The following is a 13,604-nucleotide window of genomic DNA, read 5'->3' as shown; positions in this document are numbered from 1 at the left end:
TATGTTACGATGGCTGATTTAATGCATATCAAACCTGTTGCTCACTGGCTTTGCGGTATTTCTTTTGCTGGGCTGGCGAAGAAAATCGCATAGAGCATGGATCGGATGAAATGCGTATTGACGCAAGTAACACACCGCTTGCCGAACAGAAAATATAAGGACCCCATATCAATGTCATGGCAGAACCGAAAATTTCAATTACGCCCACTTTCAATTAAAAGTCTTATCGGGTGCGCAGGGTTGATCCTGCTGACAGGATGTCAGAGCACTGGTAAAGGCTCAGAAGCATCACAGACAAGTAATGTTTCAGGTAGCTCCAGTTCTGGTCTTATTAGCACTCAGCTTGATGAATTCTTCAGCCAGCAAGCGCGTGACCAGTTCCTTAAGCAATCTATCGAAGCTTTAGAATCTCAGGGAACAAGCGAATGGCAAGGCATCGACTCTGCGACTGCTGCGAAATGGCTCATTAAAGTTGCATCGCCGGAAGTTCAATCTGTTCAGGTGGAATACCCTGTAGAAAATTCTGTTGATACTACCCAAAGTTTGGTGTTTGTAGGTGTCTCATACGAAACCACCACTGCGCTAAACCTGCGTTCTGGTCCTCGCCAATCCAGCCAGAAGATTGGTCAGCTTATCAAAGGTGAGGAATTTAATGTTTTAGCTCAGGCGAGCGGTAAACCATGGGTGTTGGTAGAGCAGGAAGGTAACGTACGTGGCTACGTTCATCATGATTACATCCAGCCAGCGGGTCCGCAGCAAGATTTAATTGTGTCTAAGGTTGGTATAACAACGTTTGAAAGCTCTGATGTCGAGACAACAACGTTGGAAGGCACGTTTGTTTGCCGAGATTTGCAGTACTCATTTTCTCGTGAAGAGAAAGCACAGCAAGGTGAGTTTACGGCATGTCAGAAGCAGCAAGGTACATGGTACATCGAAGAAGGCAGTGCCCGAATCGTTAAAGTATCGGAATAACCTCGACCGAATTTTAAAAAGGGAAGCCAGTGGCTTCCCTTTTTTATGTATCGGAAACAGAATGTGTAATAAACAATGTGAACGTTTCCTGACTAGCAAAACTCGATAAGGTGTCAATCAGAGATCTGTTCTGACATATCGATAACCGGTCTATGATGAGTAATCTTGGCTCTAGCAAAAGCGCTCTCGCAACCAATATCTTATCTTTCATTTCAGGCTCCAGACCTAAGCCGAACTCCCGTACAGGCTGGCTGAGTTTCTCTGTATCAATATCGACCAAGTGACATACTCGGCGAATTTCTTTATCTGTGGCTTTACGTCTGCCGTATCGAACATTAGTTAAAATCGTTCCGCGAAAAAGCTGACTTCTTTCTTGGATATGAATGATGCTCTTAGATAGGCTTTCTGGGCTTAACCAGTCCAGTCTTCGACGTGATATCACTATATTTCCGTCAAATGGCAAACTGTGTCGGGTTATCACTTCACTTAACTGAGAGCGCTTATTTTGCTCCCAGTCCGTTAGATGAATAACTTCCCCTTGAGATAAATCCACGTTAACGGCTTCATCATGTTCACATAATCTGAGATTCTTCAGTTTAATGCTGTGGGCTTCTCTGTGACTCAATCGATTGTTTCGATGAGGTGAAATTTTTACGGCTTCTGACATGGCGGCTTCAAGCCGACGTTTCGCAACGATATAGGTAATCGCATACCCCCAACTGAGCAGAACTTCCCGCAATGAGTGGAACAGCAATCCGAGGATCAGGAGTAGTGTAGCCAGGTCTTCTGCCTGAATCTTGTCTTGCCACACAGAGGTAAGTAGCAGACACGCTAAAGTGACAGGCAGCCAGACAGAAGTTTGTTGGGTTAGGGCGGTTTGAACAACGGTTTCGTGAATAGAGGTCAGAGCTAACTTGTCGCTGGCTCGATTCAGCCGACTGCCTTCTCGTCTGATCTGACGGAATTGATTGACACATCGATAGGAAACTATCCGTTCGCACAGGTGACCGCTTAGCCGACCGCGATCTCGGCGAAGCTCGCGAGCCAGCTCAAAAAGACTGGGGCTTAACAATAGTCCTACTAGCAGGGCGCAGAGAGTAACCCCAGTAATCAATATGCCCGAATTCCCCCACAATGTGACGAGCAGGCCTAAATACCCAATGATGGAACAGCTATGCGTAACCAGCTTCGCCGCTCCCTGACTGGCCCAGTCTTTAATATTGCTACTGTCTGTGATAAGTCGGGTCATCATCACCCCGAGTCTTTTAGGAGCCCGGTATTCAGGGGCGGACATCAACACCGTGTAGAGCTGATGTCGTACCTCTTTCACATAATGCTGACCTAGCTTCTCTGCCCAAAAAGCTTCCACAAGACTAAATGCCAATATGCCTAATGCGATGCCAAGGAACATGAGCAACAGCGTGATGTCCCAGTTACTTTGCCACAATTGCTTGAGCATCAACATGCTAGACACATTCAGTGAGGCGATGATGATCCCGATAAATATCAAAGAAAAAAGCCAGCGAACACGTATTCCCTGGCTTAGTGGCACTAATTTCATGCCGTCAGTTTCTCTTCAGATTGAGCGGGCATGTTGAGTAATGACTGTGCGATTTGAGGTTCGACAAGTTGCTCAAGGTTATACACAGGGACGTCGATTTGCTTAGCGGCTTCTCGGTGTGCAAGCGGAGACGCGCAAATCATGCCGCTTATTGCTGGAACATAATAACCCTGGTCTGTTAGCCATTGAGCTCCGGATGTTGCACCTAAAGATTCACGAGCGGTGAATACTATGTTTCTGTAGTTCGCTTTAAAATCAGGATTTTGCAATAAGGCGCGAGTTTCACGTTGATACACACCATCCGCTATTTCAACTACGATGGCATTGCAGCCACGGTCGATGAGTTCAGCAGATAATGTATCGACGATCTGATTGAGTTCATTCAATTCCACTTTAAAGGAAGTTGGGTAGCCTGCATCAGTGAAGTCGATAGCAGAATGCGCACCTGCGTCTTGCATAAGCCATAAATCGCCACCTGCTCCGGTGCCAGTAACTTTCATTGCACCAACCTGATAGCCCGCTTTGCTCAAACCGTGAATGATGTGTGCTGCTGAAGTGGTTTTACCAGCATTCATAGACGTGCCGACGACAACTACATTTGGCACTTTGTGATTAGTTATCTGAGGCTCAACTTTGAAATCAGCTAAGTTGATGACTTTGCCTTCCGCAGTGCCAACCAAGCCAATAGGGCGGATCTCGGTCGGGAAATCAATTTTGTCGTGCCAGCTAAGTGCAGTGCCTGCGATACCACCTGCCGCGACCATGTGGCAGGCTTGCAATGAATCAGGTACTACCGCTTCAAACTGGTCAGGTGCGTAGCGGTTACCATAAGCCAGAATAACCTCGTCGCCTTCAAATAATGAAGCTCGACGTCCATCTACACGTTCACTGCGTTTGTGATGCCCAAGTAATGTGACTTTAGCTAATACCAAGTCGCCTGCTTTTGGCGTTTGAATGCCCGTGACCAAAGTCTGCATGAGTTCTTCAGGAACACGACGAGTAACAAAAGAACGCTTAGCAGCAAGGATACGTTGAGATTGGTTTAGTGAAATCATGGTTCTCTCCAGGAATAAATTCGATGTGTTGCTTCAACGGGGAGCCATTCTAGAAGGGGCTAACTGACGATTAGCTGATAAGTGATGTAAGGTTTTGGTAAGCTTTGAGAATCAAGCTTTAACTTTATGATTTTATGAGTTAATTTTTCTTACTCTTTCTTTTTTCTGCTATAACAGAAGCATGATTTAATGGTCGCTGTAAGCTCTTCGTAAGGTTACAGTGGGTAAGTTGAACGCTGAAAAATCTCACCATACAGGTAAATGAATTGAAAAAACGCTCTGCCACGCTCTGCATTCTTCTTTTGCTTTCTACTGGGTTTCACAACTCAGTAGCGGCGAATTGTAATGCAAAGCCTTCTGCAAGCTCGTTTTTCAAATTCATGAAGAGCAAGAAAGCGGAAGCGAAAGAAGCAGGGGAAACCTTGCTAAAAGCTTCTGCAAGCACTAACGAATGCCAGCCATCATTTGAATTAAAAGTACTGGATTCACGAGGACGTGTGGTCACTCGTATATACGATGCCGATACGTTTGAACTGATCGCTGAAGACAAACCTTCTTTCGCCAGTGGAGGTAGTTCAGACAGAAGCCACTCCGGCAGCAGCGGTGACTCTGGTAATGATGGAAATGGCAGTGGTGGATCATCAGGAGGAAGCAGTGATCGTGATGACGACGATGATGATGACAACGATGACGACAATGACAGCGACGACGATTAAATGAGAGCACTAGTAGTAGAAGACAACATCCAGGCGGCAGAGCAAATTTCAGAAGCTTTGACGGGGCATGGTTTTATTGTTGACGTGACTCATGACGGTAACGATGCATGGTTTCAGGGCGATACCGAAGAGTATGACATTGCGATTCTTGATTTGGGGTTGCCTGGTAAAGATGGATTAAGTGTATTGACGGAATGGCGCAGGGCGGGAAATAAAATGCCAGTCATCATTCTGACGGCACGCGATACCTGGCGTGAAAAAGTCACGGGTCTCAGAGCGGGTGCAGACGATTACCTGGTTAAGCCATTTGAAATGGAAGAGCTGCTTGCCCGGATAGAAGCATTGGTTCGTCGTTCAAATGGGCATGCCAGCTCTGTACTGAAATGTGGAGACATTGAGGTCGATACCGCTACTCAACGCGCTACTCTTAAAGGCGCTCATCTGGACCTAAGCTCATTAGAGTACCGACTGCTGGCTTATCTGATTAATCATCAGGGTGAAGTGGTCTCTAAAGCCACGCTCACAGAACACCTATACCAGATGGATTTTGAGCACAACTCTAACGTAATTGAAGTACTGGTGAATCGGGTCCGTAAAAAAATGGGCACGCAACACATTCAGACGCGTCGTGGACTGGGATACCAACTGAATGAGCAAGGCTAACGTCTCATTAACCCACACAGTATTAAAAACGGCGCTGAGCTGGTATCTGGTCGCGTTAGCGCTAGTAGGTGCGCTTCTGTTAGTGGTTTTTGAGTACTACATTCAAAAGCGCTTTGATGATGCAGTTCAGTCTCAGCTGCATGATCTGGTTGCAGCGGCAGAGGTTTCACCCTCTGGCAAACTTGAGCTGTTATGGCAACCTAACAGCCCGAGATTTAATCAACCTTTGTCCGGGTGGTACTGGCAAATTTTAGGCTCGGACAATCAGGTACTTCATCAGTCCTTGTCACTGTATAGTGACCTTCCTACTCCGCTCACAACGTTTGACGGAGAGCAGAAATACCACTGGAGCGAGTTTGAAGGACCACTGCAGGAGCTTCGGGCGGGCATTCAGACAATTCAGTTTTCTCATGCTAATCAGAGATTACAGTTCATTGTGGCGGGACCTATATCTAACATAAATGAGGATGTACTTGCATTTGCCAAGCCTCTGGTCGGGATATTGCTATTGCTCGCTGCTGTTATGGGGTATTCCGTCTTTCGGCAGGTACGGATCATTCTGAGCCCGGTCAGAGAACTCAGTGAAGAAATCGCTCAAATTCGTCAGGGCAAACAAAGCGAAATTGACCGCGAGCTACCAACAGAATTGCAAGATGTGGTGAACGAACTGAATAGCCTGCTCAAGCACAACAGTTCCATTTTGGAACGCTCACGCCTGCAGGCTTCAAACCTCGCCCACGCGCTTAAAAACCCGCTGTCTGTATTGCGAAACGAACTCCAGCGACTGGATGCGAATTCCGCTGAAGTCATGGCGGAGCAGTTAGATAAACTCTCTCAGAATGCTCAGACGCACCTTTCACGCGCGCGTCTAGCTGGCTCAATGAATCACCTTGCCTCTCAGACAAATATTGCGGAAAGCCTGAGTGACATTTTGTTCTCAATGGAGCTTCTCTATAAGACCAAACCGTTGGATTTGAGCTTCCGCTGCCATTCTGATTTGTACTTCAAAGGCGATCAACACGATCTGGAGGAAGTACTGGGCAATATCATTGATAACGCATGTAAATGGTCTTCAAACAAGGTGTTTGTTGATGTAAGCGCCTTTGAGTATGAAGTGACGATTCAAGTTGATGATGACGGTCCTGGTATTTCCGATGAGAATAAAAACTCCGTGTTCAAACCGGGTCAGCGTTTGGATGAAACGACAGAAGGAACAGGGCTTGGTCTTCATATTGTTCAAGATGTTGTGATGTTATATGGCGGATCCGTGTCTTTGCATGATTCGCATCTGGGAGGTGCGCGTTTCCAGATCAAACTTCCAGGAGGGTATCCTGATGAAAAGGAATAGAATGAAGTTAACAGTATTTAAAGCCGTTTCCTTATTTGCGGTGGGCACCCTAATGTCTGGGTGCCAGTTATTGTCTTCTCAATCCAAAATCGAAAAAGTGGCGAGTAACGTAAAGCAATCTCACGCCAAAAGCGTTACGGAGATAAGCGATCACCTCGATCTGTATTTAAGCCAGTCCAGCCGTGATCAGTTTCTCAGCCAGGTCACTCAAGCTCTTGAGTCCGACTCAAGTCAGCTATTAACCGGGCGTGACCAGAACACTTATGCCCGATGGAGTATTCAGGCTGAAGTACAGGACTGGCAGGCTATCGAAGTGAAACGACCAACCGAAAAAGGTGTGGAAACCGAATCGGATTTGGTGTTTATGGATATCCCTTACCGCTCCAAAACCAAATTGAATCTGAGAGCGCAGCCGGGGACTCACGGTGAGAAGCTGGGTCTGTTAAGCAAGGGAGAAGTGTTTAATGCGATGGCTCAAGTGCTTGATGAACCTTGGTATCTGGTTGAGCAAAAAGGCATTATTAGAGGTTATGTTCATAAAGATTACGTTAAAAGTAACGTTTCTAAGCGCAGTATTCTCGCGACTCAGCCGAATCCACTTTTGTACCCTTATCACGAGAAAGAATCGGAAGCTGTTGCTAACGTACCCGTTGAAGGCGTTTTAGGTATCTATATTTGCCGAAACCTTGTATACGAACTCGCAAAGAATGAGGATGTGACAGAGGGCGGCTTTAAAGCCTGCCGTAAGCAACGTAATGTCTGGTACATAGAAACGCCTGAAGTGAGAGGTGGCGCTATTTAACTCGAACACACCTTAGCTGACAGAAAGCTTACAGCGCCAATCAGCTTTCTGTCAGGCATGCTTGATTAGGATGTCGTCAGGTTAAGTTATCTGACAAGGCAATATCTTCATGAAAGCACTTTCTCTTTCCTCAAATCGAATCCTTCTTAGTTCTGCACTACTTGGCTTCAGTATTTCTGCCACGGCTGATATTTCATTAATTGATGAAAAAGACTACCAAGCCGATTTTTATGGTAAAGCAAAAGTCATTGGGCGTTACCAGAGTCATACCTCGGAATTCAAAGTGGCTGATGACAGCTCCAGATTTGGTATCAAAGGGCATTGGGATACTGAACTTGCCCGCGTTTATTCCAAAATAGAAATTGGTACGCATTTAAACACGGGTGCAGATGACTTGTTGTCCGTTCGGCTTTTGTATGCGGGTTTGAAAAATGAAGCTGGTCAAGTGGATTTCGGCAAGCAAGAGGCGCTGGTTCACGATCTCGATAACTATGACTTTTCAAACAAGTTAGGCGGGGCGGCACACATCACCAGGGAATCATTAGGAAATCAACGTAACCCTAGCACGCTGTCGGTGCGTACAGACTCTGGGGACTGGCGATTGATGGCTCAGTACAACTTTTCTCGCAGTATCGATAAATCTATTCGTTTACGAGTTGGTAGCCAGTCCGTGGGGGCGAGACATCAGGCAATTGATAATGGTTGGTCAGTGGGGGCGCGTTATCGTGACAAAGAGACAGGTATTGCCCTCCGTGGCGCTGTGCAGATGACGTCTTTTAAAGAAAACGCCAATGCGACCAGCATGGGTTTGACGGCAGTAAAAAAAGCCGAGTTGGGAGGCAATCCTGTTCGATTCTCAGGGATGATCAGCCATTACGAGCTAAAAGACCACTCTGAAACCGGGCAGGCTGTAGGCATCGGAGGCGGCATAAAATGGGAAGCGGTAGAACACTTCCATGCGTATTCCGTCATAGAGAATCTTCAAGGGTCAAAAGACTTGTCTGAAGGAAAGGAAACATCGGCGACCTTAGGGGTGGAATACAAAGGCTTTGAAAACATTAAGTTGTATACCGAATCTCAACGTTCTTGGTTTGATGCTGCTAAGCCTGACCAATGGCAGTTCGCACTAGGTGCCCATTACGAGTTTTAAAATAATGCCCGAGTTCTGAATTCTGGATCAGGAATTCACTCGGGCGTTTTGTCATTGAACTTCAAACATCCCGTCACCTTGTTGTCACCTTACTCGCCTAATTTTTGTGCATGAAACGGTAAAACAGGGGCGGGCTATGAGACCTATTCAACCCATTGCCAGATTCGATCTGGCGTTTTCAAACTTTTGTCTACAACACCGCTTTAATCTTCAAGTCGCGAAAATCAGCAAAGCGGTATCGAAAAGTGGTGATGGTCATCTTTACGCCATTCTAGGGCTGGCTCTCTGGCTTCTTGAGCCAAACTTCGGAGCTCTTTTTCTCGCAGTAGGGCTTATAGCATTCGCGATTGAGCTTCCTATCTACTGGATATTGAAAAACAGCTTTAAGCGCCGCCGACCCGAAGAATTAAGCGACCTGCTGACCGCATTTATTACACCTTCTGATCGCTACAGTTTGCCCTCTGGGCATACAACCGCCGCATTCCTTATGGCGACACTGGTTGGGCAGTTTTATCCAGAGTTCTATTTATTTGCCGTGTGCTGGGCTGCGCTGATTGGGTTGTCTCGAATTTTGTTAGGTGTGCATTTTATTACAGATGTCGTTATAGGCGCAGGCTTAGGTATCGCCTGTGCAAAAGCTGCAATTGTGGCTTACATCTGATTTATCAGACGCCTTGATTTGGAGAGAAACGGGAATGAAAATATTGTATGGCGTGCAGGGCACTGGAAATGGTCATATCGCGCGTGCCAGAGCCATGGCTCACGCTTTTAAAGATCGCGGTGTGAAAGTGGATTTTCTTTTTTCAGGCAGGGACAAAGACAAATACTTTTCCATGGATGCATTCGGTGATTACCAAACTCGCAAGGGGATGAGCTTTGTCACTCAAAATGGAAAAGTAAACCTCACTCAGACGATTGTACGAAACAGCCTGCTGAATCTGAAAAAAGAGATCGAAGAATTAGATCTAAGCCACTACGATCTGGTGATCAATGATTTTGAACCTGTATCGGCGTGGGCTGCGAAACAGCAGAAGGTTCCTTGCATTGGTCTGAGCCATCAAAATGCCTTCCGTTATCAGGTGCCGATAAAAGACACTCGCTGGTTTGATCACTGGATCATTCGTTACTTTGCCCCGACCAATATTCCAATCGGGCTTCATTGGTATCATTTTGATCAGCAGATCCTGCCTCCCATTGTGCACACCACATCTGGGTTGTCTGAGGAGAGCGGAATGTCGATTCTGGTTTATCTGCCATTTGAATCTCTGGTTGATATTCGGGAGCTCCTTGATCGTTTCAGCCACCATCATTTTGAGTGCTATCACCCAGAAATCAAGCACACTCATATGATTGAAAACATCACCTTTCACCCGTTATCTCATGACAATTTTCAACAGAGCCTGAAGTCTTGTGTTGGTGTAATTGCCAATGGAGGATTTGAACTGCCGTCAGAGGCGTTAACGCTAGGGAAGAAGTTGCTGCTTAAACCACTTAAAGGACAATTTGAGCAACAAAGCAATGTTGCAACATTAGAGTATCTTGGGCTGGCTTCGGCAATGGATTACCTCGATCCAACAGCAGTGAGAAACTGGCTGGATGAACAAAGCGCAGAAAAAGTCACTTACCCTGACGTAGCGACTTCTATTGTGAACTGGATTATCCAGGGACGTTGGGACAATGTTCAGGAATTGTGGTCTTCACTTTGGGATCAAGTCGACTATCCAAGCTACGCTACCATTCAAGGGTAATGTCCTTTCATTTTGTGACCTTTCAATAAAACGCAAACGTTTTCCTTTTTCAGGTTATCTCTTTGTTGAAGGAGAGCGTTTTGTCTCACTTTTGCAATTTCTTTTGTCAAAATAAGTGAAGTTCTTAGTTTTAGCTTTTTTTAGATGACTCCTATCTATTTGATTGTTTGTGAAAATTATTTAGTCAGGCTAAAAAATGATAATTTAATATTAAACCACTTGTCGTGTGCATGGTATTTCGAGATATTCTCAAACAAAGCGCAAGCATTAGTGCAGTAAATGCTTTCGATTAACCGAGGCTGATGCCTATTTTTAATCATTATTGAGAAGTAAGAGGCGACCCAATGTCGAATAGGAATGAAGCGATTCAAGCTGTTGCAGGTTATCGAATGGAATCGACATTACGCGGTGTGGATCTGAATTTATTAACCGTTTTTGATGCAGTAATGCAGGAACAAAACATTACACGAGCAGCACACAATTTAGGTATGTCGCAGCCAGCAGTAAGTAATGCAGTGGCACGTTTAAAAAACATGTTTGATGATGAGCTGTTCATGCGACATGGGCGTGGTATTCAGCCAACTCAACGCGCTCGTCAATTGTTTGGTCCTGTCCGTCAGGCTCTTCAACTGATTCGCAATGAATTACCGGGTTCGGTATTCAACCCTTCTACTTCTTCACGCTTGTTCCGTTTAGCTATCAGCAGCCCTTGCGATGTGCGTTTTGCTCCGGCAATCATGAGCAGCATCGCCCAACAGGCTCCAGGTATCCAACTGCAAATGGAGTCGGATGTCGATGCGGGACTGGCAGAAAAAATGCGCTTCCAGGAAGTCGACTTTGTGATTAACTATGAGAAATTTGAAGAGGCGGGTTACGCCAGCACAGAAATCTTCAGCGATGAGCTGGTGGTTGTTGCATCTTCTTCTCATCCTCGCATTGAAGAGAGTATAACGATTGAAGAGCTGCAGGCAGAAATGCATGCCACGCTATCAAAAGTGAACGGCGTACGCTGTTTTTCAGAACAGGCATATAAAGACTTAGACTGTCGTTCTGCCTATCAGGGCACCAGTCTCAGTAATATTCTGTATGTAGTCAGCCAGTCTGAATTGATTTCAATTGCACCAAGGTGGTTGGTTGAGAACGGGGTTAACCTGTCGAACGTTAAAATCCTGGATCTGCCCGTCGCAAACAAGCACATTTCTGGCTACCTAAGCTGGCATGAATCCAGTGAGAAAGATAAAGCACACATCTGGATGCGTGACCAACTCATGATGATTTGTGGCGAAGCGGTTGCCGCGAACTAACTTACTTTATAGCGTCGGCTCAGCCCGACGCTTTTTCTTTCAGCTCAACTCTTTTCACTCCTCTTATCTTTATTAATAGTTTTTACAATTAAATGTAGTAAAGCTTGCGCCGCATCAGTTGCCTTTTCCTGTCGTGCTTGTACACTTGTGCGGCTTATTCAGCTTACATGTGTATCCCCAAATGAGGTTCTGTAAACCAAGGGAAACATGCACCGTCGAACTGAGTTCAGTACAGTCGACAAGATGGCAAATGGACATGCCATTCATCCGAGCCTGATATGGAAGCAGAGGCGCTGTCAGAGGTAAAAGACATGTTCAATAAAGACTTACACATTGTTAAGTGTATTCGTGAGCGCATAGCTCAAGGCGGAGCTAAAACCGCTCTCAAACACAAAGTCTCGGATGTCTGGGAAAGCATCAGTTGGAAATCGTTTGGTGAACAGGTTGATGCAGTATCACTTGCGTTACTCTCACGTGGGATTGATGTTCAAGATAAAGTAGGCATCTATTCCAACAACATGCCTGAATGGACTATTGCAGACATCGCTACCCTTCAGTTACGCGGTGTAACAGTGCCTATTTACCCAACCAATACAGCAGCTCAGGCGGCTTATATCATCGATAATGCAGACGTAAAAGTTCTGTTTGTAGGTGAGCAGGAGCAGTACGACGCTGCGATGTCTGTGTTCCATGAATGTCCGAAACTAGAGCTGGTGGTCGCGATGACCGACGATATCGTTCTGGAAGAAGGTGAGCGAAGCTTGAGCTGGGCATCTTTTACTGAATTGGCTGCTACATCTCCAACCGACGAGTTAGGTAAACGCCTCGAAGAAGTGGAACTGGATGATCTGCTCACGCTAATTTACACCTCTGGAACCACAGGGCAACCAAAAGGCGTCATGCTGACTTACGCCAATATTGCCTCTCAGCTAGAAGGGCACGATCGCCGTTTGGGGCTGACCAATCAAGATGTTTCACTGTGTTTTCTTCCTCTGTCACACGTTTTCGAGCGTGCATGGACTTTCTACGTGCTCTACAAAGGCGCAACCAACTGCTATTTGAAAGACACGATGCAGGTGCGCGAAGCTCTGGGAGACATTCGCCCGACAGTCATGTGTGCGGTTCCTCGGTTCTACGAAAAGATCTTCTCTGCCATTCACGAAAAAGTCTCGAAAGCGCCATTTATTCGCAAGATTCTATTCACTTGGGCGGTGAATATGGGGGCGAAGATGGCAGAGTGTAAGCGCACAAATTCCAAGCCTTCATTCATGCTTCAGCGCAGCCATAAGCTGGCAGACAAGCTGGTATTGAGCAAGCTACGCGCATTGCTTGGTGGCCGAATAAACTTTATGCCATGTGGCGGAGCAAAGCTGGACGAAACCATTGGTCGCTTTTTCCACGCTATCGGCATCAATGTAAAGCTGGGTTACGGTATGACAGAAACCACAGCAACCATTTCATGCTGGGATGACGGAACGTTCAATCCAGATTCTATCGGTACATCAATGCCTGGGGCACAGGTAAAAATAGGTGAGAACAACGAAATTCTAGTTCGTGGTCCTATGGTGATGAAGGGGTACTACAAGCTACCGGAAGAGACGGCGAAAACATTCGATGAGCACGGTTTCCTGAAAACAGGAGATGCTGGTAAGTTTGATGACCAAGGTAACCTGTTTATTACCGATAGAATCAAAGAGCTGATGAAAACCTCGGGTGGTAAATATATTGCCCCTCAAATGATTGAAGGCGCTATTGGCAAAGATCATTTTATTGAACAAATTGCGGTCATTGCAGATACGCGTAAGTTTGTATCTGCATTGATTGTCCCATGCTTCGATGCTCTGGAAGAGCACGCTAAAGAGCTGAATATTAAGTATCACGATCGAATGGACCTCATCAAACATTCACAAGTGGTCGAAATGTTTGAGAGCCGACTTGAAGGGTTGCAGAAAGAGCTAGCTAAATTTGAACAGGTGAAAAAATTCACTCTGCTTCCACAGGCTTTTTCTATGGACTCAGGGGAATTGACCCCAACACAGAAACTTCGTCGAAAGGTCATTAATGACCGATACCAGGACGAAATCGAAGAAATGTACACTGAAATATCCAATAAAAAGTAAAACTGCCTACCTTTTCTATCAAAAATAGCCTGCAAATTTGCAGGCTTTTTTGATTTTCCCGTTTGCACATCTCAGTCACGAGAAACATAAAATGTTACATCTGTAAAAAATTTTCGTTCGAATTTGGTTTTTAGGCTAGATAAACCTGCTGTTCTAGGTGGGTCT

The 13,604-nt window shown here is 45.7% G+C and carries 12 protein-coding genes; 10 read left to right on the top strand and 2 right to left on the bottom strand.

Annotation, left to right across the window (positions count from 1 at the left end; translation table 11 throughout):
• Positions 1–171: 171 nt before the first annotated feature.
• Complete coding sequence (locus INR79_RS15080; RefSeq protein ID WP_022551531.1) at positions 172–972, top strand: SH3 domain-containing protein; 801 nt, start codon at positions 172–174, stop codon at positions 970–972.
• Positions 973–1,015: 43 nt separating this feature from the next.
• Here INR79_RS15080 and INR79_RS15075 read toward each other — a convergent pair whose 3' ends face one another.
• The gene (locus INR79_RS15075) at positions 1,016–2,533 is read right to left on the bottom strand and encodes an ABC transporter transmembrane domain-containing protein (RefSeq protein WP_223094926.1); all 1,518 of its coding nucleotides are present in this window, start codon (positions 2,531–2,533) and stop codon (positions 1,016–1,018) included.
• A complete protein-coding gene (locus tag INR79_RS15070) occupies positions 2,530–3,588 on the bottom strand; it encodes a molybdopterin guanine dinucleotide synthesis B family protein (RefSeq protein WP_223094924.1) in 1,059 nt (352 codons plus the stop codon). The genes INR79_RS15075 and INR79_RS15070 overlap by 4 nt, the downstream gene beginning before the upstream one ends.
• Positions 3,589–3,854: 266 nt before the next feature.
• Between INR79_RS15070 and INR79_RS15065 the strand changes: the two genes are divergently transcribed.
• From INR79_RS15065 to INR79_RS15025, 9 genes are all read left to right on the top strand, one after another.
• Positions 3,855–4,304 (top strand): hypothetical protein, encoded by a 450-nt coding sequence (locus INR79_RS15065; RefSeq protein ID WP_223094922.1) that lies wholly within the window; start codon positions 3,855–3,857, stop codon positions 4,302–4,304.
• On the top strand, positions 4,305–4,967 hold the full coding sequence (locus tag INR79_RS15060) for a response regulator transcription factor (protein ID WP_004401800.1): 663 nt from the start codon (positions 4,305–4,307) through the stop codon (positions 4,965–4,967).
• On the top strand, positions 4,954–6,315 hold the full coding sequence (locus INR79_RS15055; RefSeq protein ID WP_223094920.1) for a sensor histidine kinase: 1,362 nt from the start codon (positions 4,954–4,956) through the stop codon (positions 6,313–6,315). Before INR79_RS15060 ends, INR79_RS15055 begins: the two co-directional genes overlap by 14 nt.
• A gap of 1 nt (position 6,316) precedes the next feature.
• Positions 6,317–7,117, top strand: a complete 801-nt coding sequence (locus INR79_RS15050; protein ID WP_223094919.1) for an SH3 domain-containing protein — start codon at positions 6,317–6,319, stop codon at positions 7,115–7,117.
• Positions 7,118–7,226: 109 nt separating this feature from the next.
• Positions 7,227–8,267, top strand: coding sequence for a porin (locus tag INR79_RS15045; RefSeq protein ID WP_223094917.1), 1,041 nt, complete (start codon positions 7,227–7,229; stop codon positions 8,265–8,267).
• A gap of 136 nt (positions 8,268–8,403) precedes the next feature.
• Positions 8,404–8,928, top strand: a complete 525-nt coding sequence (locus INR79_RS15040; RefSeq protein WP_022551524.1) for a phosphatase PAP2 family protein — start codon at positions 8,404–8,406, stop codon at positions 8,926–8,928.
• Between the two features lie 34 nt (positions 8,929–8,962).
• Positions 8,963–10,015 carry an MJ1255/VC2487 family glycosyltransferase gene (locus tag INR79_RS15035; protein ID WP_223094915.1) on the top strand — a complete coding sequence of 351 codons (1,053 nt, stop codon included), beginning with the start codon at positions 8,963–8,965 and terminating at the stop codon, positions 10,013–10,015.
• Positions 10,016–10,359: 344 nt separating this feature from the next.
• On the top strand, positions 10,360–11,319 hold the full coding sequence (gene leuO, locus INR79_RS15030) for a transcriptional regulator LeuO (RefSeq protein WP_223094914.1): 960 nt from the start codon (positions 10,360–10,362) through the stop codon (positions 11,317–11,319).
• 311 nt (positions 11,320–11,630) lie between these two features.
• Positions 11,631–13,439, top strand: coding sequence for an AMP-dependent synthetase/ligase (locus tag INR79_RS15025; protein ID WP_223097030.1), 1,809 nt, complete (start codon positions 11,631–11,633; stop codon positions 13,437–13,439).
• The last annotated feature ends 165 nt before the right edge of the window (positions 13,440–13,604 follow it).

This window comes from Vibrio sp. SCSIO 43132, assembly GCF_019904195.1.
Lineage (GTDB): Bacteria > Pseudomonadota > Gammaproteobacteria > Enterobacterales > Vibrionaceae > Vibrio > Vibrio nigripulchritudo.
Note: the sequence above shows the minus strand (reverse complement) of the source record. Positions and strands in the feature narration are given on the sequence as shown.

Excerpts from the sequence above, each read along its gene's own strand:
- INR79_RS15025 (WP_223097030.1), top strand. The coding sequence starts at position 11,631 with ATGTTCAATAAAGACTTACACATTGTTAAGTGTATTCGTGAGCGCATA.
- INR79_RS15055 (WP_223094920.1), top strand. The coding sequence starts at position 4,954 with ATGAGCAAGGCTAACGTCTCATTAACCCACACAGTATTAAAAACGGCG.
- leuO (WP_223094914.1), top strand. The coding sequence starts at position 10,360 with ATGTCGAATAGGAATGAAGCGATTCAAGCTGTTGCAGGTTATCGAATG.
- INR79_RS15040 (WP_022551524.1), top strand. The coding sequence starts at position 8,404 with ATGAGACCTATTCAACCCATTGCCAGATTCGATCTGGCGTTTTCAAAC.
- INR79_RS15035 (WP_223094915.1), top strand. The coding sequence starts at position 8,963 with ATGAAAATATTGTATGGCGTGCAGGGCACTGGAAATGGTCATATCGCG.
- INR79_RS15050 (WP_223094919.1), top strand. The coding sequence starts at position 6,317 with ATGAAGTTAACAGTATTTAAAGCCGTTTCCTTATTTGCGGTGGGCACC.
- INR79_RS15060 (WP_004401800.1), top strand. The coding sequence starts at position 4,305 with ATGAGAGCACTAGTAGTAGAAGACAACATCCAGGCGGCAGAGCAAATT.
- INR79_RS15045 (WP_223094917.1), top strand. The coding sequence starts at position 7,227 with ATGAAAGCACTTTCTCTTTCCTCAAATCGAATCCTTCTTAGTTCTGCA.
- INR79_RS15070 (WP_223094924.1), bottom strand. The coding sequence starts at position 3,588 with ATGATTTCACTAAACCAATCTCAACGTATCCTTGCTGCTAAGCGTTCT.
- INR79_RS15075 (WP_223094926.1), bottom strand. The coding sequence starts at position 2,533 with ATGAAATTAGTGCCACTAAGCCAGGGAATACGTGTTCGCTGGCTTTTT.
- INR79_RS15080 (WP_022551531.1), top strand. The coding sequence starts at position 172 with ATGTCATGGCAGAACCGAAAATTTCAATTACGCCCACTTTCAATTAAA.